General features: G+C 70.8%; 11 protein-coding genes and 1 pseudogene. 6 read left to right on the plus strand and 6 right to left on the minus strand.

Features of this window, described 5'->3' with window-relative positions; translation table 11 throughout:
* Positions 1 to 150 precede the first annotated feature (150 nt).
* From ACH4S7_RS31225 to ACH4S7_RS31240, 4 genes are all read right to left on the minus strand, one after another.
* Complete coding sequence (locus ACH4S7_RS31225; protein WP_398524700.1) at positions 151 to 2,706, minus strand: hypothetical protein; 2,556 nt, start codon at positions 2,704 to 2,706, stop codon at positions 151 to 153.
* Positions 2,707 to 3,111: 405 nt separating this feature from the next.
* A complete protein-coding gene (locus ACH4S7_RS31230) occupies positions 3,112 to 5,697 on the minus strand; it encodes a hypothetical protein (protein ID WP_398524701.1) in 2,586 nt (861 codons plus the stop codon).
* Between the two features lie 398 nt (positions 5,698 to 6,095).
* Positions 6,096 to 8,552 carry an HAD-IC family P-type ATPase gene (locus ACH4S7_RS31235; protein ID WP_398524702.1) on the minus strand — a complete coding sequence of 819 codons (2,457 nt, stop codon included), beginning with the start codon at positions 8,550 to 8,552 and terminating at the stop codon, positions 6,096 to 6,098.
* Between the two features lie 266 nt (positions 8,553 to 8,818).
* The gene (locus ACH4S7_RS31240; RefSeq protein ID WP_398524703.1) at positions 8,819 to 9,115 is read right to left on the minus strand and encodes a DUF2530 domain-containing protein; all 297 of its coding nucleotides are present in this window, start codon (positions 9,113 to 9,115) and stop codon (positions 8,819 to 8,821) included.
* A gap of 284 nt (positions 9,116 to 9,399) precedes the next feature.
* Here ACH4S7_RS31240 and ACH4S7_RS31245 point away from each other — a divergent pair, with 284 nt between their 5' ends.
* From ACH4S7_RS31245 to thpR, 4 genes are all read left to right on the plus strand, one after another.
* Positions 9,400 to 10,842, plus strand: a complete 1,443-nt coding sequence (locus tag ACH4S7_RS31245) for an NCS2 family permease (RefSeq protein WP_398524704.1) — start codon at positions 9,400 to 9,402, stop codon at positions 10,840 to 10,842.
* A 460-nt stretch (positions 10,843 to 11,302) separates the two neighbouring features.
* Positions 11,303 to 11,788 carry a MarR family winged helix-turn-helix transcriptional regulator gene (locus tag ACH4S7_RS31250; protein WP_398524705.1) on the plus strand — a complete coding sequence of 162 codons (486 nt, stop codon included), beginning with the start codon at positions 11,303 to 11,305 and terminating at the stop codon, positions 11,786 to 11,788.
* 28 nt (positions 11,789 to 11,816) lie between these two features.
* On the plus strand, positions 11,817 to 13,193 hold the full coding sequence (locus ACH4S7_RS31255; RefSeq protein ID WP_398524706.1) for an MFS transporter: 1,377 nt from the start codon (positions 11,817 to 11,819) through the stop codon (positions 13,191 to 13,193).
* Between the two features lie 139 nt (positions 13,194 to 13,332).
* Positions 13,333 to 13,917 carry an RNA 2',3'-cyclic phosphodiesterase gene (thpR, locus tag ACH4S7_RS31260; protein WP_398524707.1) on the plus strand — a complete coding sequence of 195 codons (585 nt, stop codon included), beginning with the start codon at positions 13,333 to 13,335 and terminating at the stop codon, positions 13,915 to 13,917.
* 196 nt (positions 13,918 to 14,113) lie between these two features.
* Here thpR and ACH4S7_RS31265 read toward each other — a convergent pair whose 3' ends face one another.
* Both ACH4S7_RS31265 and ACH4S7_RS31270 read right to left on the minus strand, forming a co-directional pair.
* Positions 14,114 to 15,103: an aldo/keto reductase gene (locus tag ACH4S7_RS31265; RefSeq protein ID WP_398524708.1), complete on the minus strand. Its 990-nt coding sequence runs from the start codon at positions 15,101 to 15,103 to the stop codon at positions 14,114 to 14,116.
* Between the two features lie 49 nt (positions 15,104 to 15,152).
* Complete coding sequence (locus tag ACH4S7_RS31270; RefSeq protein WP_398524709.1) at positions 15,153 to 15,737, minus strand: Uma2 family endonuclease; 585 nt, start codon at positions 15,735 to 15,737, stop codon at positions 15,153 to 15,155.
* A gap of 480 nt (positions 15,738 to 16,217) precedes the next feature.
* On the opposite strand from ACH4S7_RS31270, the pseudogene ACH4S7_RS31275 reads away from it, so the two are divergent.
* Together ACH4S7_RS31275 and ACH4S7_RS31280 are read left to right on the plus strand one after the other, a co-directional pair.
* A pseudogene (locus ACH4S7_RS31275) lies at positions 16,218 to 17,138 on the plus strand (glycosyltransferase family 2 protein); the annotation flags it as partial.
* A gap of 257 nt (positions 17,139 to 17,395) precedes the next feature.
* On the plus strand, positions 17,396 to 18,910 hold the full coding sequence (locus tag ACH4S7_RS31280) for a DUF6056 family protein (RefSeq protein ID WP_398524710.1): 1,515 nt from the start codon (positions 17,396 to 17,398) through the stop codon (positions 18,908 to 18,910).
* Positions 18,911 to 18,955 lie beyond the last annotated feature (45 nt).

Here is an 18,955-nt window from a genome sequence, read left to right on the forward strand (position 1 = left end):
TGGCCGGGGACCGCTGGTTCGCCGGCCCGCGCGCGGGGGGGGGGGGGGCGGGCGCGGAGTACCCGCGTAGGTGGGGGGGGGCGCGGGTCTGGATCCCCGCCCCCCCCTCCCGTGCTGCTCAGGCCCCGTCGTTGGGACCCGTGGGAACTGTCAGCGGACGTCCACGAAGCGCAGGGGCGATACCGCGGCCCCCACCCCCGGCGTACGCGGCAGCAGCCAGCGCCAGTTGCCGTCGGATGTGGCCTTCTGGGTCGACTTGACGGTGCCGGTCGCGCTGGACTTGACCGTCGCCGCCTTGATCCAGGCGGTCGTCCCCGACTTGCGGAACTCCAGGTTCACCGACTTCGCGGGCAGCGCGTTCCAGCGGCCGGTGGACCAGTCGGCGATCCCCGCGATCCCGCTGATGGTGAACGCCGTACCCCGGGTGACCCGGGTGGCCGGTCCCGTGATCGTCATCCGGCTCTGGCGCAGGATCTGCCCGGTGCCGAGACCGCTGCGGTCGGTGAAGCTCTCGCCGTCGGCAGAGGAGGCCCAGGCCGCCACCTGCCACTCACCGGAGAACTCGTTCCGCCCGAGCTGGGCGCGGGCGTTGAGCCGGAACTCCGCCACGCAGTCGTAGCTGGTGGCCTTCTTCTTGACGCAGGTCGGCGTCCAGGTGTGCAGCAGCGCCTCGGGCCGGGCCGCCGGGCCCCGGTAGAGCGTGACCCCGGAGGAGGCCACACCGGCCGGGTCGGAGACCGTGTAGCGGACGTTGAACGGGGGAGAGCCGAAGTCCTCCTCCATGTGCGGCGCGATCACCCGGCCGCCGTTGACGACCACATCGCTGATCCTCGTGGCGCCGACGGTCTCGTCACCCAGGGGTGCCGGACCGGCGAAGGCGCGGATGATCGTGCGCCGCACGTTGGAGCTGTCGGAGCCGCCCGCAGTGGCGCGCAGCGAGATGAAGCGGGCCTTGTCGGGGACGGTGAGCTGGGCCGTGACGGTGGCGCCGCTGCCCTGGAAGGGCAGCTCGGTCCAGGTCGCGCCGGAGTCCGCCGAGAACTCCAGGCCGGTCACGGCCGCGCTCTCGGACGCCGACCGGGAGGTGGCGACCGCCGTCACGGTGACCGGGTCGGTACCGGAGGCGTTGCGGTCGTCGAGTCCGTCGACCCGCAGTGCGACATCGGTGAGCGCGTTGATGCCCAGCTCGGGGAGGAAGCGCATGGGATGGAAGTCCCATTCGGTGGTCTGCGTCGGCGTGAACCGGCTCGGCCGTCCGTTGTGCCGGATCGTCTGGACCAGGGTGTGGGGGACGTCCATCCGCTGGATCGCGGTCCGCCACGATGTGCCGAGGGGGCCGTTCCGCAGCCGCCCGATCTCCGTGCCGCCCTGGCTGAGAGTGAGGTCCTGGGTCGCCTCCCGGGCGTTCGCGGCCTCCGGGGCGTCGCGGCCGATCTTTCCCGACCCGTCGCTGTAGGCGCAGGTCTCGAACACCTGGAGGTGGCGGTTCCGGATGGAGATCCCGTCGCAGGGACGGCCGGCGAGGGGCGCGATGCCGAAGCTCTCGGCCGGGTTGGCGCCCTTGACCGGGACGCGGGCCTCGGCGCTCAGGTGGTGGCCGTCGGCGTAGCCGACGCCGTGGGAGACGGTCGTCCCCGGCGTCAGATACTCGGTGACGGCGGAGGGGAAGCGGACCGGGGAGTGCGCGGACGCACCGGCCTCGTCGCCGACGTCCCGCCAGGACCAGAGCAGCCCGTGGGAGTCCCGGCCCTGCGACCGCAGGGTGACCGCCCGCTTGGCCAGATCGGCGGTGCGGACCTTCACCCGGGGCGAGGTGGGCACGGTGTTGTCGAACGAGTGGTAGAGGTCGTAGCGGTACGGGCTCGGCCGGTTCGGCGTGCTGCCCTCCTTCACCAGCACGTCGTGGACGCGGAGCGAGAGGCCCGGCAGCGTGATCGGGGTGACATGGACCTTCTCGCCCCAGCCGCCCTGGAAACCGGCGACGTTGCCGTTGGGCAGCCGCAGCCAGACGGAGGCGGTGTAGCGGCGCGCGGTGGGCTCGTCCGTGGTGAGGCCGGTCTCCTTGGCCTTGGCCGCGTCGAGGTTGACCGTCTGGTTCGTGTTCTTCACCGTGAACGACGCGGTGAGCATATGGCTGGGCTGGTCCCAGTTGCTGAACATGCCGAGGGCGAGATAGTCGCCCGGGGGCAGCTTGACCTTGCCCTTGTTGCCGAAATCGTCCTGGGAGACGGTGTGGTACACCCAGGTCTTGCGGTTCCAGACGCTGAAGCCCCGGCCCCAGTGCTCCGAGTTGGTGAGCTGGAGCGTGACGGAGTACGTGGGCGTCGCGGCCCGTGCCGCCGCGCGGGGCCGCTCCGGCGCGCGCGTGGTCACGGTGGTGGCGGGCAGCGGCTTCGACCGGCCGGCCGGGGTGATCTTCAGTTGGCCATCGATGTGGGTGTAGGCGTACCGCTCCGGTACGGACCCTTCCTTCGGGACGACCCGGAAGCCCGGCCCCTTCTTCCCCGTACCCTTTCCGGCCTTTCCGTCGCCGCCGAGCAGCTCCAGCCGCTCCCCGGTCGCCAGTTGGGTGCCGGACGCCGGGGCCGGTGCCCGCTCGGTCCGTGGGGCGTCCGGCGCCTTCGTCGTGACGTCCGCCGCCGCGCTCGTGACGGGCGCCAGCATCACGCCGGTGGCCGCCAGCGCTCCGGCCAGGGCCCCGCCCATCACTCTCCGTGCTGTCCCGTGGTGCCGCATGTCTACGGTGATCTCCCCCCTCATGGTCCGGCGCGTGAGAAAACACCGGATCGGATCAGTAAACCTTCAACAAACCTTTACAGCCAAGAGGTTTGAGGCTGAAATGTGGCTGGAAGTCAAGGCAACTTTTTGCCGCGGCGCCGCGGCGCCGCGGCGCCGCGCGGCTCGGTGCGTGAGGCGGGCGCGGAGTACGGGCGCGGAGTACGAGAGTGGGGCCCGCTGGCCAGAGGAATGGGGAAGCGGGGTCGGGACACGGGGGCGGGGGCGGCGGTCGCCATGACCCCCGCCCCCACCCCCGTACCGAATCCGCCATCGGACGCCGTACCGAATCCGCTACCGGACCGGCCACCGCATCCGACTACGGATGGCGTCCGTTCAGCGCACCACCACGTAGTACGCCGGTGAGAGCGCCGCCCCGACCCCCTCCGTCCGGGGCAGCAGCCAGCGCCAGTTGGCGTTGAAGGCGGCCTTCTGGACGGAGTTGATGGCACCGGTCTGGCCGGTCCGCACCGTCGCCGCCCTGGTCCAGGCGGTGACGTTCGGCCTGCGGTACTCCAGATCCACCGGTGTGCCCGGCAGCGCGTTCCAGCGGCCGGTGGACCAGTCGGCGATCCCGGCGATCCCGGTGACGGCGAACGACCTGCCCCGGGTCACCGTGTCGGGCGGACCGGCGATCGTCACCCGGGTCTGGCGCAGGATCTGTGCGGTGCCCACCCCGCTCTGCCGGGTGACGCCCGCACCGTCGCGGGAGCGCGCCCAGGCGTCCACCGCCCACTCGCCGGCCAGTGCGTTCCGACCGAGCGCCCCTCGCGCGTCGAGGGCGAACTCCGCCGTGCAGAGGTTGGTGGTGAGGTTCTCCTTGACGCAGAACGGCCGTCGGGTGTCCAGAACCGCGTCCGGTCGGTCGGCCGAGCCCCTGCGGAGTCGCACGCCGCTGCTCTCGACGCCCTCCCGGTCGGTGACCTCGAAGGTGACCCGGTACGGGGCCGTGGCGGGATCGTGCACCAGCGCGGGTGCGATCACCCGGCCGCCGTTGACCACCACCTTGCCGATCTTTATGGCCCCGATGCCGCCGGGGTTCCCGTCACCCTGGCGCTCCGGCCCATGGAAGGCGCGGACGATCGTGCGCCGTAGGCCGGAACCGTCGGAGCTGGTGCCCGTGGCGCGCAGCGAGACCGCGCGGGCGTCCCGGGGCACGGTGAGCCGGGCGGTGGCCGTGGTGCCGGAGCCCTCCAGCGGCAGTGCGGTCCACGTCCCGCCGTCGTCCGTCGAGAACTCCACTCCGGTGACGGCCGACGTCAGATTCCGGGTACGGGATGAGGCCGTGGCCGTCACAGTGACGGGCGCTGCGCCCGCGCGATTGCGGTCGTCCAGCCCGTCGACCCGCAGATCGACCTCCGTGAACGGCACCGCGCTGAGCCCGGCCGACGGCGGGGTGAAGCTCCACTCATGCGTCTGTACGGGGGTGAGCCGGGTCGGGTCGCCCTGCTGCCGGATCGTGCGGGTCAATGTGTGCGGGACACCTGACCGCCCGATCCGGTGCTGCCAGACGCCGATGGTGTCGCGGTTGCGCACCTCGTCGACCGTCACCCCGTCGACCGCGTAGGTGAGGTCCTCCACTGCGTTGAAGTCGATGCCCTGGTTGCCCGAGGCGTCGCCGAAGGCGCAGTGCTCCCGCAGGTGCAGCATTCCGTCGTGGACGTATGTCTCGGACCCGGTGCAGGCGCGGTTGGCGAAGGGCGCCGCGCCGAAGGTCACGTCCGGGTTGGCGCCCACCACCGGGATGCGGAACGGTGAGTAGAGGTAACCCCCGTCGGGGTGCGCGACGGTCTGCAGGATGAAGTCCCCCGGTGTCGCGTACTCGACGACGCGATAGGGGAGGCGGACCCGGGACGACAGCGGTGCGCCCTGGAAGTCGGTGCTGCGCTGGGACGTGATGACCGCGGTGGAGTCGGCGCCGGACGGCCGGGCCGAGACGGTGGTCCTGGCCAGCTCGGCGGTGCGCACCTGCACCTTCGGCGAGGCGGGCAGGGTGCGCTTGAAGACCCGGAAGAGGTCGTACCGGTAGGGGCTGGGGTTGTTGACCGAGGAGCCCTTCCTCACCAGCGCCTGGTGGACCCGCAGCGAGGCGCCCCGCAGCGAGAAGGGCGTCACCTTGACGCTGCCGCCCTGGGCACCCAGATGGCCGACGGTGTCACCGCCTGGCAGCCGCATCGTGACGCTGGAGCTCTCCAGTTGGGCCGTCGGGTCATCCGGCGTCAGGGCGACCTCTCGGGTGGTCCTGGCGTCGAGCGGCACCGTTAGGGCCTTGTCCTGCACCGTGAACGACGCGGTGATGAGGTGGCCGGGACGGCTCCCGTCGGTGAGCGCGCCGACGGTGAAGTAGTCGCCGGACGGCAGATGGGCCATGCCGTAGTTCTTGGACTGGAGCTCTCTGACGTTGAACCACTGCCAGGTCGTGCGGTTCCAGACGGAGATCTGGAAGCCGGTGTGGGTGGCGTTGGTGAGCTGGAGCTTCACCGGCTGGGTGAACTCCACCGGTCGCGCGGCCGGCGCCGCAGGCTTCGCCGTACCGCCCGTACTGCTTGGACCGCCGGTGCCCGTACCGCCCGTACTGTCCGTGCCGCCGGTGCCCGTACCGACCGTGGTGGCGGGCAGGGTGCCCGTCCGGCCGGCGGGCTGGACCTCCAGCCGGCTGTCGGTCCGGGTGTACACATACGGTTCGGGCCCGGCGCCCGGCCGGGGGACGACCCGGAAGCCGGTCCCCGCCGTGCCGCCGCCCCCGGGCGGTGTCCCCCCGCTCCCGGTCAGCTCCAACCGCTCACCGTTGGCGAGCCGGGTTCCCGACGGCTCCCCCACCGCCGGAGCCTTCCCGGCCGTGTTCCGCGCGCCGTCCCGGGCCCGTGCCGCCGCCGTACCGTCGTGCGCCACGGCCTGTGCCGCCGTGCCGTCGTGCGCCACGGCCGGGGCCTGGCCCGGCGCGAGCAGCAGCGCGGCCGTGAGCGCCGCCGTGAGCGCGCCGCCAACGGTCGCGCGCGCCGCGCGATCCGTTCCGTGCGCCGCGCGATCGTTTCGTCTCTGGATGGTGATCTCCCCCCTCGTGCCCCGGCGCTCCCGACGCCGAGGTTCACCGACACATCAGCAGCCGCTCGGGCCACTGGCGCATCGTGAACAGTAACCTTCACCGTTCCACCACCAACAGCAGGTTTGAGCAGGGAGTTTGTGGTTGCCTCTCCTCGGTGCGTGGACTCGCGATATCACCCGCGCCGTCACGGTGATCCCGCCCCATCACGCGAGCCCCACGCCCTCCCGTACGGAGAAATCCGCGCCCTGCGCGGCCCCACCCCCCTCGCCAGGGCCTACGCGGGGAACCTCCGGTCCACCCACCGCCAGCTCAGCTCCAGCAGCCCCGCGCCCGCCGCCGCGATCCCCACGGCCGCCCACGGCATCGTCGTCCCCACCAGCTTCAGCGCGAAGAAGTCCTGGAGCCACGGCACCACCAGCACGATCAGGAACCCCAGCCCCATCGCCGCGACCAGACCGACCCGCCACCAGGTGTAGGGGCGGGCGATGATCGCCAGCACCCACATCGACACCAGGAACAGCGTCAGCGTCGCCGCGCTCGTCTCCGCCTCCAGCGCGCCGCCGCCGCTGTAGTGCGAACGGGCCAGCAGATACGAGGTGAAGGTGGCCGCCGCCGCGATGACACCCGCGGGGATCGCGTACCGCATCACCCGCCGTACGAAGTGGGGTCGCGCCCGCTCCCGGTTCGGCGCCAACGCCAGGAAGAACGCCGGGACGCCGATGGTCAGTGTCGAGAGCAGCGTCAGATGGCGGGGGAGGAAGGGGTACTCGACCTGGCTGCACACCACCAGGATCGCCAGCAGCACCGAGTAGACCGTCTTCGTCAGGAAGAGGGTGGCGACCCGGGTGATGTTGCCGATGACCCGACGGCCCTCCGCCACCACCGACGGCAGCGTGGCGAAGCTGTTGTTCAACAGCACGATCTGCGCCACCGCGCGCGTCGCCTCGGAACCGGAGCCCATCGCGACACCGATGTCCGCGTCCTTCAGCGCCAGCACGTCGTTGACGCCGTCGCCCGTCATGGCGACCGTGTGCCCCTTGGACTGGAGCGCCCCCACCATGTCCCGCTTCTGCTGCGGGCTGACCCGGCCGAAGACCGCCCCCGCCTCCAGCTCGCGCGCCATACCGTCCCGATCGGCGGGGAGCGTGCGGGCGTCGACCGGGCGGTCGGCGCCGGGCAGCCCGAGCTTGCCCGCCACCGCGCCCACCGAGACCGCGTTGTCACCGGAGATGACCTTGGCGGCGACATCCTGTTCGGCGAAGTACCGCAGGGTGTCCGAGGCGTCGGGCCGCAGCCGCTGTTCCAGCACCACCAGCGCGGTCGCCAGCGCGCCCTCGGCGACCGACGGCGCGTCGAGCGCCGTCCCGGCCGTGCGGGCGAGCAGCAGCACCCGCAGCCCCCGCTCATTGAGGTGCTCGACCTCGGTGAGCGCCGGGTCGGCGGCGGGCAGCAGCACATCGGGCGCGCCGAGCAGCCAGGTCGAGACCCGGCCCTCCTCGTCGGTGAGGCTCGCACCGCTGTACTTGCGCGCGGAGGAGAACGGCAGGGTGCCGGTGGCCCGCCAGCCGGCACCGGCCGGGTAGGCGTCGATGATCGCCTGGAGCGAGGCGTTCGGGCGCGGGTCCGACGCGCCGAGCGCACCGAGCACCTTCCGTACGTACGGTTCGTCCGCCTCCCCGAGCGGGCGCAGCTCGGTGACGTCCATCCCGCCCTCGGTCAGCGTGCCCGTCTTGTCGAGACAGACCACATCGACCCGGGCCAGCCCCTCGATCGCGGGCAACTCCTGCACCAGGCACTGCTTGCGCCCGAGCCGTACGACGCCGATCGCGAAGGCGACGGAGGTCAGCAGTACGAGCCCCTCGGGGATCATCGGCACGATGCCGCCGACGGTCCTGGCGACCGAGTCCTTGAAGTCGTTGTCCTTGACGACGAGCTGGCTGATGATCAGGCCGAGCGCGGTCGGGACCATCATCCAGGTGACGTACTTGAGGATGGTGCTGATACCGCTGCGCAGCTCGGAGTGGACGAGGGTGAACCGGGACGCCTCCTCCGCGAGCTGCGCGGCATACGCCTCGCGCCCCACCTTCGTCGCGGTGAAGGCGCCGCCGCCGGCGACCACGAAGCTGCCCGACATCACCGGGTCGCCGGGGCGCTTGAGCACCGGATCGGCCTCGCCGGTCAGGAGTGACTCGTCGATCTCCAGGCTGTCCGCCTCGGCGACCTCGCCGTCCACGACGACCTTGTCGCCGGGTCCGAGTTCGACGAGATCGCCGAGGACGATCTCGGAGGTGGAGACCTCGGTGGCGGTGCTGTCGCGCCGCACGGTCGGCTTGGCCTCGCCGATGACCGCCAACCCGTCGAGGGTCTTCTTGGCGCGCAACTCCTGGATGATGCCGATGCCGGTGTTGGCGATGATCACAAAGCCGAAGAGGCTGTCCTGGATCGGCGCGACGAAGAACATGATCACCCAGAGCACGCCGATGATGGCGTTGAAGCGGGTGAGGACATTGGCCCGAATGATGTCGGCGGTGGAGCGCGAGGAGCGGACGGGCACGTCGTTGACCTCGCCGCGCGCGATCCGCTCGGCGACCTCACCCGCACTGAGCCCACCGGCCCGGTTCCGGGAGGGTGGTGGCCGCATGGGGTGTACGGGGTCGAGTTCGGCGCCCGCGTCGATGGTGGGGCCGCCCCGGTCGGGGCCGTCGGTGTCGATCCTTGCCCGCTGCGTCATGGTTCGTACGGTACGGGCGCGCGGGCGGGCGCACCCGTGCGGCGCGGGAACGGAACCGGAGAACAGAAGCGGGGATCGGGGCTTGGGGTCGGACCCGGGGACCCGGGGACCCGGGGATCAGCGGAACCAGTGCGGCGCCCGGGCGGCGGCCGGTGTCACTTCGCCACGAGGTCGCGGGGCCGGTGCCACTTCGCCACGGGGCCGCGGGGTGTCACTTCGCCACGAAGGACGTGCGGGGTGTCACATCTCCACGGTGCTGCGGGGGGTCACTTCTCCGCGGGGGACGCGGGGTCGGCGGCCGGCGCCGGTTCCGTGGGCTCGGCGGTCGCGCGCCGGATGGCGGCCTCCCGCTTCTTGGCGTACCAGATGCCGATCAGTCCGAGCCCGGTGCCGGCCAGGCAGGTCCAGACCCACCACAGCAGATCGTGGTCGGCGAACCAGCCGTAGAACGGGATCTGCGCCACGAAGAGGACGAACCAGAGGATCGTGCCCCCGGTGATGGTGGCGACGACGGGCCCCTCCAGGGGCTCGGGTGCCTCGTGCTTGGGGGTCCACTTCGCCATGGGGTCAGTGTAGGCAACGGCTCGGCGCGGTACGCATCTCCCGAGGCGGCCACCGCCCGAGTGATGGAGCCCCGTCGCCAGCCGGACTCCGGCGATACCCGCGCGGGGGCTCCTGACCGTGGGAGGCCAGGCGCCCCATGGGTCTACGCGCGGAGATGGCGATCTTCCCTTTATATGTTCATACTGAAACGGTTTCCCCCTGACCGGATTTATTCGTATGAAGATCCAAGCACCGAGGTGCCGGTGGATCGGGTACGGATTCGCCAAGCCTGGATGAGGACCGCATGACCCCCTCGGCCCCCGCCGCCGCCCCCGAGCAACAGCCGAAGGGCACCCCAGCCGGGCTGGACCGCTACTTCAAGATCTCCGAGCGCGGTTCCACCGTCGCCCGCGAGGTCCGGGGCGGCTTCGCCACCTTCTTCGCGATGGCCTACATCATCGTGCTGAACCCGATCATCCTCGGCAGCGCCAAGGACATGTACGGGAACCAGCTCGACAGCGGCCAGCTCGTCACCGCCACCGTGCTCACGGCGGCCTTCTCCACCCTCCTCATGGGCGTGATCGGCAACGTCCCGATCGCGCTCGCCGCCGGCCTCGGTGTGAACACCGTCGTCGCCCTCCAGCTAGCGCCCCGGATGTCCTGGCCGGACGCGATGGGCATGGTGGTCCTCGCCGGCTTCGTCGTGATGCTGCTGGTCGCCACCGGACTGCGGGAACGCGTGATGAGCGCCGTGCCCCGCAGCCTGCGCAAGGGCATCGCGATCGGCATCGGCCTCTTCATCATGCTGATCGGCCTGGTCGACGCGGGCTTCGTCTCCCGCATCCCGGACCTCGCCCACACCACCGTGCCGCTCCAGCTCGGCAGCGGCGGTCACCTCCAGGGCTGGCCGATCCTCGTCTTCGTCCTCGGCGCGCTGCTCACCCTCGCGCTGATCATCCGCAAGGTGCCGGGCGCCATCCTGATCTCGATCGTCGCCATGACGGTCGTCGCGATGGTCATCGACGCGCTGGCGACGGTCCCGAGCTGGGGTCTGACCACGCCGAAGTGGCCCGGTAACCCGGTCGACACCCCCGACTTCGGGCTGGTCGGCGAGGTCAGCCTGTTCGGCGGCTTCGAGAAGGTCGGCATCCTCACCGGCGCGCTCTTCGTCTTCACCGTGCTGCTCTCCTGCTTCTTCGACGCCATGGGCACGATCCTGGGCGTCGGCGACGAGGCCAAGCTCATGGACAAGGACGGCAACCTCCCCGGCATCAACAAGGTGCTCCTGGTGGACGGCATCGCGGTCGCATCGGGCGGCGCGACCTCGTCGTCGGCGACGACCTGCTTCGTGGAGTCCACGGCGGGCGTGGGCGAGGGGGCCAGGACCGGACTCGCGTCCGTGGTCACCGGTGCGCTGTTCTCGGTGGCGCTGTTCCTGACGCCGCTGGCCACGATGGTGCCGTCGCAGGCGGCGACACCGGCGCTGCTGGCGGTCGGCTTCCTGATCCTGGCCGGCTCGATCCGGGACATCGACTGGAGCGACTACACCGTCTCCGTGCCCGCGTTCCTGGCGATGGTGATGATGCCGTTCACCTACTCGATCACCAACGGCATCGGCATCGGTTTCATCGCGTTCAGCGTGCTGCGGCTGGCGGCGGGCCGTGGGCGTGAGGTGCCGGTCGCGATGTACGTGGTGTCGGCGGTCTTCGTCTTCTACTACGCGATGCCTGCGCTGGGCCTGACGTAGCGGACGTAGCGGACGGAGCGGACGGAGCGACCCCGGGGCACGCGCGCCGCGTCCCCCGGCGCCCCCCGTGTCCGCCCCGCACTCCCCGTACGCCACTTGAATACCGCCAGACACCCATGAGCGTCCAGGACCATCCACGGTCCTGGACGCTCATGGGTGTCTGGCGGTGTGCCACCCGAGCACGGCCGAGTGCGATCGAGCGCGGACCGGGCCGGTCGGGCGCGGCCGAGCGCGGACCGGGGCGGCCGGGGTGCGGGCCGGGGGCTCCGCCGCGCCGGCCCGGGGGGCGTCTCCGCGCGCCCTCGCCCGCCCGGGGGCCGGTTTCCGATACCGATGGACGCGGCGGTCCCGGCAGTCCCGGCAGCCCCCATGGGCCCCCGGCAGGCCGGCGCCGCGCACCGTCGGAGCGGCATACTTAACGACTGGTATTTAGGCAGGGTAATGAGTTATGCTAACAAACATGTCTGACCTGTCCTCCGGCGAAGCCGCCGAACCTCCGGAATCCGCCCCACCGGCCGATACCGCCGTCGATGACATCGCGGCCGTGAACGCTCTGCGCTCGGCCGTGATGCGACTGGGTCGACGGCTGAAGCACCAGCGCGTCGACGAATCGCTGAGCCCCACCGAGATGTCGGTGCTCGGCACCCTCGCCCGCTGTGGTTCGGCCACCCCGGGGGAGCTCGCCCGCAAGGAGCACGTCCAGCCGCCGTCCATGACGAGGATCGTCGCGCTGCTGGAAGCCAAGGGACTGGTCCGGCTCGAACCGCACCCGGACGACCGCCGGCAGAAGATCGTCACCCAGACCGAGCAGGCCGAAGCCATGCTCGAAGAGAGCCGCCGCAAGCGGAATGCCTGGCTGTCCGGTCTCGCCGAGGGCCTCGACGAGGAGGAGTGGGCCAAGCTCCGCGCCGCCGCCCCCGTCCTGGAGAAGCTCGCGCATCTGTAGCAGGACCCACCGAAGGAGGCGACCACTTTTGCGTACGGGACCCGGAGCAGACTCCGCACCCGCACCCTCTCCGATACCCGGCCGGGCATCGGAGACCCCGCCACCCACCACCATGTTCAGCTCGCTGAGGATCCGGAACTACCGGCTCTTCGCCATCGGCCAGGTCGTCTCCAACACCGGCACCTGGATGCAGCGCATCGCCCAGGACTGGCTGGTGCTCACCCTCACCGGCTCCGCGTCGGCGGTCGGCATCACGATCGCCCTCCAATTCCTCCCGATGCTGCTGTTCGGCCTCTACGGCGGAGTCCTCGCCGACCGGCTCCCCAAGCGCCGGCTGCTGCTGGCCACCCAGATCGCGATGGCCCTGACGGGTCTCGCGCTCGCCGCCCTCACCCTCAGCGGCCAGGTCCAGGTCTGGCACGTCTATCTGATCGCGTTCCTGCTCGGTCTGGTCACGGTCGTGGACAACCCGGCCCGACAGACCTTCGTGGCCGAGATCGTCGGCCCCGCCCAGCTCGGCAACGCCGTCAGCCTGAACTCGGCCAACTTCCAGTCCGCCCGACTCGTCGGCCCCGCCGTCGCCGGTGTGCTGATCACCGCCGTCGGAAGCGGATACGCCTTCCTCTTCAACGGCCTCTCCTTCATCGCGCCCATCGCGTCGCTGCTGCTGATGCGCACCGCGGAACTCCATCGCACCGAGCGCGCACCGCGTGGAAAGGGCCAGCTCAGAGAGGGTCTGCGCTATGTCTCCGCGCATCCCGAGCTGATCTGGCCGATCGTCCTCGTCGGGTTCGTCGGCACCTTCGGCTTCAACTTCCCGATCTGGCTCTCGGCCTTCGTGCACGATGTCTATGACTCCGGAGCCAGCACCTACGGGCTCCTCAACACCCTGATGGCGGCCGGCTCCCTGGTCGGCGCCCTCCTCGCGGCCCGGCGCGGCACCTCCCGGCTGCGGGTACTGGTCGGGGCCGCGGTGATCTTCGGCGTGCTGGAGATCGTGACCGCGTTCGCCACGAGCTTCTGGATGTTCGCGGCGCTGCTCGTGCCGATCGGCATGTTCGGTCTGACGGTCAATGTCACGGCCAACTCCAGCATCCAGATGGCGACCGATCCGGCGGTACGGGGGCGGGTGATGAGCCTCTACATGATGGTGTTCGTCGGCGGTACGCCCCTGGGCGCGCCGCTCTTCGGCTGGCTCACGGACGCGTACGGCCCGCGGATCAGCTTCGCGGCCGGTGGCGTGGTGTCCCTGCTGGCGGCGCTGGGCGTCGGCGTGATGCTGGCCCGCGCGGGCGGCCTGCGGCTGAAGGTGGATCTGCGCCGGGGCCGCAAGCACGTCGAGTTCGTACCGAAGCGGCCGAAGGCCCCCGAGGAGGCGCGGGAGGGCCTCACGACCGTGGCGTAACGATTCGCCGCGCCGGGGCTCCCGTACCGCCGGGGGGTGCCCCACCGGTGTCCGATACGGGTGTCCGGCACCGGCGTCCGTACAGGTGTCCGGTACGGGGCTTCCCGGAGGAGGCGGTTCGTCGGCGAGACTCGACCGTATGAGACTCTTCGCCGCCGTACTGCCCCCTGCCGAGGCCGTCGCCGAACTGGACCTCGCCGTCGACCGGTTGAGAACCCTGCCCGGCGCGGACCGCCTCCGCTGGACCGGCCGGGAGGGGTGGCACCTCACCCTCGCGTTCATGGGCGACGTGGACGACAGGCTCCAGCCCGACCTGAGGGAACGGCTCGCCCGGGCGGCGGGCAGAACACCCCCCTTCGCGCTGCGCCTGCACGCCGGCGGCCACTTCGGCGGGCGGGCGCTCTGGGCCGGAGCCGCGGGCGGCCTCGCCGAGCTGAGACTGCTCGCCGAACGCGCCGACGCGGCGGCGCGCCGGGCCGGCGTCCCCATGGACGAGCACCGCCGCTACACCGCCCACCTCACGATCGCGCGCAGCCGGGTGGACGCCGCGCTCCGGCCGTTCGTGGACGGGCTGAGCGGCTTCGAGGGCACGCCCTGGGAGGTGTCGGAGCTGGCCCTGGTCCGCAGCGAACTGCCGGTGAGCGGGGTGCCGGGGGAGCGGCCCCGGTACGAGACGGTCGCGAGCTGGCACCTGGGCGCGGGACCGGTCGTACGGCCGCGCTAGTCTCGTCGGGTGAATTCGAAGACCCGAAACAAGATCATGGCCGGTGTGCTGGTGCTGATGTTCGCGATCATCGCGGTGGCGGCCGTGGCCGGCTAGGCCCTGTCCGGACGGAAGACCCCCGGCCGGATCCCCCGCCCCGGCCGGCCGCCGTGACCACCACCGCGACTCGCTGCCCACCGTGCTCAGCGGGCGGGTCTCACCAGGCGAAAGCCTCCGGCGACGGTCCGGTCCCGGGGAAGATCTCGTCCAGCGAGGCGAGCAGCTCCTCACTCAGCTCCAGCTCCAGCGCGCGCAGGGCGCCCGCGAGCTGCTCCGCCGTGCGCGGCCCCACGATGGGCCCGGTGACCCCGGGCCGGGTGAGCAGCCAGGCCAGCGCGACCTCGCCGGGTGCCAGCCCGTGCTTGTCGAGCAGCGTCTCGTAGGACTGGATCTGATCCCGCACCCCGGGCGCGGCCAGTCGCTCCGCCGCCATCCCGGCGCCGCGCCGCCCGCCCTGCGCCTCCTTCTTGAGGACACCGCCGAGGAGACCGCCGTGCAGCGGCGACCAGGGGATGACCCCGAGGCCGTACTCGCGCGCCGCGGGAATGACCTCCATCTCGGCGCGCCGCTCGAAGAGGTTGTACAGACACTGCTCACTGACCAGGCCGTACGAGCCGCGCTGACGGGCGATCTCGTTGGTCTGGGCGATCTTCCAGCCGGGGAAGTTGGACGAACCGGCGTAGAGGATCTTGCCCTGCTGGATCAGGGTGTCGACGGCCTGCCAGATCTCCTCGACGGGGGTGTTCCGGTCGATGTGATGGAACTGGTAGATGTCGATGCGGTCGGTGCCGAGCCGCCGCAGGCTGGCGTCGACGGAGCGGCGGATGTTGAGGGCCGAGAGCCGGTCGTGATTGGGCCAGGGATTGCCGTCCGCGGTCATGTCCGCGTAGACCTTGGTCCCGAGCACGACCTTGTCGCGCCGGTCCCCGCCGCCCGCGAACCAGCTACCGATGATCTCCTCGGTACGGCCCTTGTTCTCGCCCCAGCCGTACGCGTTGGCGGTGTCGAAGAAGTTGACGCCCGCGTCGAGGGCGGCGTCCATGATCGTGTGGCTGTCTGCCTCAGTGGTCTGGGGCCCGAAGTTCATCGTCCCGAGGACGAGTCGACCGACCTTGAGTCCCGTGCGTCCGAGCTGCGTGTACTCCATGAGCGACAAGCCAACGCCTTCGAGCGCCCTCAAGGCAAGGACGTGTCCGTCAGTCGCGCGGGAAGTCGTCGGTGGTGAGGGTGAGCCCGACGGGGGTCCGGGTGAGGTCGATCGGGTCGCCGAACTTCCTGACGGTGGTGACGGTGTAGGCGCCGTCGAGCGGGTCGGTGTGGAGGTGCCACTGTCCGGTGTAGGGGTCGATGATCAGATAGACGGGGACCTCGGCGGCGGCGTAGGCGTCCTTCTTCGGGCCGTAGTCGTTGACCGAGGTGGATTCGGAGATCACCTCGGCGATGAACTCCACATCCGCATAGCGCCACCGCCCGGAGTCGTCCTTCACGGCGTCGTCGCTGAGCTTGGCGACATCGGGCGCGAAGCCGTTCAGGCCGCCGGGGAAGTCGATCCGCACATCCGACTTCACCTGCACGCCCATGCCGAAGCGGTCCTCCAGGGCCCGCACGACACGGCGAATGATCTCCCAGTGCGTATCCCGCTGCGGTGACACGAAATAAGTCCCTTTGACGATCTCGGTCTTGAAACCTTCAGGGGTGGGCTTGAGCTGGTCGAACATCATGTCCAACAGGTCCGCGTCGCTGTTGCCGGCCATTTCGATCCTGTCGTCGAGAACAGTCATCGTGGCGCTCCTCCCCGCTGCGCATCCGTATGCGTTCAGCCGCCAGTACAACGATATGCACGGCACCCGGTTCACGGCCCGGTAGGGACAGGCCGTGTCGCGCCCGGTAGGTACACGCGTGTCCGCCACCCGCCGTCACGCGACCCCGTACCCCGTCGGCGGTGCCCCTGAACTCTCCGCTGGACTCTCCGGGGCGGTGGCGGCGGCCGGGGTGGAGCCGCGGTGGGCGGGGGTCCAAGGGAGTGAAGATTCGATGCCACCGATTCGGCGCGGGACACGTCTTTTACCGAGAGGGCCGCGCCCGTGGGGCCGTGGGGGGCGGCGCGGGTCGGTCCCGGGGGGAGTCCGGGGTGGCCGCGCCACGGGGGCGGAGCTTTCCGGATTCATGGCCGGACGCCTGCGCACTATAGAACTGACGTCACATCAGGGCGGTGAATCCAGAGCGGTCGGAAGAACAGCGACGGAGCTAGGAAAGCAGCAATGTCAAAGATTTCGATTGTGGTGCCTTGTTTCAACGAGAGTGAGGTGATCGAGGACTTTCACAGCGCACTGTTAAGCGTGCTTGAGTCGACCGGCGAGAATTTTGAGATCTGCTACGTCGACGACGGCAGCGACGACGGCACGCGCGCGCAGTTGAAAGCCCTCGCCGCCGCTGATTCCCGTAATCGCTACACATCCTTCAGCCGTAACTTCGGCAAGGAATCCGCCATACTGGCGGGCCTGCGCATGGCCGACGGGGACGCGGTCGTCGTCATGGACGCCGATCTCCAGCATCCGCCGTCGCTGCTTCCGCGCCTGCTTGAACTGCACCGACACGGCTACGACCAGGTGATCGCCCAGCGCGACCGTACGGGGGAGGGTGTCGCGCGCACGGTGCTCAGCCAGGCGTACTACCGGCTGGTGCGCCGATTCATGGATGTCGAAGTCATGGACGGCGCGGGGGATTTCCGGCTGCTGTCGCGCCGCGCGGTCGACGCGCTGCTGTCCCTTCCGGAGAGCAACAGATTCTCCAAAGGGCTCTTCTCCTGGATCGGTTTCGACACCGTCAGCTTCACGTACGAGAACGTGCAGCGGGCGGCCGGGCAGTCCAAGTGGGGCGGGCGGCGGCTGCTGAATTACGGGATCGACGGGCTGTTGTCGTTCAACAGCAGGCCGCTGCGGCTGGCGATTCACACCGGACTCTGGCTTTTTCTGTCGGCGCTCGCCTATGCGTTGTGGATCGTGGTGAATGCGGTGGTGGACGGGGTCGAGACACCCGGTTACGCGACGCTGATCACGGTCATCGTCGGCCTGGGCGGCGTGCAGATCGCGACGCTCGGGGTGATCGGGGAGTACGTGGGCCGGATCTATCACGAGTCGAAGCGGCGCCCTCATTACGTGATTAGGGAGACGGATATGACCGCGGTGGCCGTCGTGGCCGATGTGGCCGCGGTGTCGGACATAGCGGCCCGGGGGGACCTGGCGGTCAGGGGGGAGTCGGCGGACGCGGACGGTCTGGGTGAGGTCCTGGTGCTCAACGCGACGAGCAGGAGCGCGGGGGAGAGCGGCGCCGACGGCGCCGCTGAGGAAGAAGAGTTGAGGGAGACGGCCGTGTCCCTGCCGAGCGGGCTGACCACCCGCCCGGCCGGCGCGCGCCTGCGGGAAAGGCAGTGGTGACGGTGGCGGTCGACACATCGAAGACGGAGATCGCGCCGGAGCCGGAGCGGGAGGACAACGGATCGCCGGGCGGCCGGTCGGGGAAGCCCTGGCGGTCCTGGCCGCTGGCGCTCTCCCTGCTGCCACTGGGGCTGCTCGCGCTGGCGTCGGCGTACGGCCGCCATGTCCGCCCCAGCGGCGACGACTGGTGCTTTCTGCCGCACACCCGCGACCACGGTGTCGCCGGCATGGTGGACAAGTTCTACTCGCTCGACAACGGCCGGGTGGGCAACGGCGTGTTGGTGGGCCTGTACGCGAAGTACCCCATCGGCGGCCACCAGTGGTTCGGCCTGCTCAGCGGTGTGCTGATGCTGGCACTGCTGTGGGCGGTCACCGTGGCGCTGCTGCGGCGGGCCGAACTGCGGGTGCCGCGCGGGATCCCGCTGCTGGTGGCGGCGATGATCACGGCGGTGTTCCTGTTCGCGAGCGCCAACACGTACAAGACGTTCTTCTGGCCCGCGGCCTCCGTCTCGCACACCCTCGCCCCGGTGCTCGCTGCCGCCGCCGTGGTGCCCCTGCTCCTCGCGCGCGGTCGCGGGGGCTGGGTGGCGGCGCTGGTGACGGTCGTCGTGACGGGGGTGTTCCTGGGCACCCTGTCCGAGGAGGCGTCGGTCGTCGGGCTGGTCGTGCTGGCGGCGCTGGTGCTCTTCGCCCACCGGCTCTTCGTCGAGCGGGTGCGGCGCGGTGTGCGCCTCTGGTCGCTCGCCGGGATGGTGGGCATCGCCATCGGCACGCTGGTGCTGGTGACGTCGCCGGGCTCGCGCAATCGACGGGAGCGCTTCGACGCCGACCGGGTCTCGATGCTCGCGCCCGAATCCCTCGCCGGTTCGCTCTGGGGCTTCGTGGAGATCATGGCCCGGGTCGCGCTCCAGTGGCAGTATCTGGGCGCCCTCGCGGCGGGAGTGCTGCTCGGTCTGGTCGCCCGGCGCGGCGGCGGGGACCGGGCGCCGGTGTTCCTGCCGGTGCGCCCCCTGCCGCTGCTGGCGCTGGGCGCCGTCGTCTTCCTCATCTGCGGCTACCTCTGCACGGTGATCACCTATCCCGTGTTCGGGGAGCGGGTGGTGACGACGGAGCGGACCTGGAACGACTATCTGCTGCTCTATGTGTTCCTCCTGGCCGGCGCCGGGGCGCTGCTCGGCCGCCGACTGCGCGACCGGGAGCGGTCGTCGGGCCTGCTGGTCGCGGCCATGGTGGCGACCGCCGTCTCGGTGCTGGGGATGGTGGTGCCGCTGGTGGAGCTGGGGGACCAGATGCGGGTACGGGCCGACCAGTGGGAGCGCCAGGACGCCTATCTGAAGCAGGGCGCGGCGAACGGCGAGAAGGTGCTCCCGTACACGCCGACGCGGGTGGGGCGGATGCTGGAGCCGTTCGCCAAGAAGGGGACGAAGGTGTGGCCCGCGCAGTGTGTGGCGGACTGGTACGACCTGGACCGGGTGACCTACGCGGAGCGGGCGGTCTACCCGGAGCGGGCGCGCTGAGCGCGGGGTGGTCCGGCGATGGTCCGGCACCGGGCGGCCTCCCGG

Origin of the sequence: Streptomyces sp. NPDC020965 (genome assembly GCF_044333555.1) — a bacterium.
Classification (GTDB): domain Bacteria; phylum Actinomycetota; class Actinomycetes; order Streptomycetales; family Streptomycetaceae; genus Streptomyces.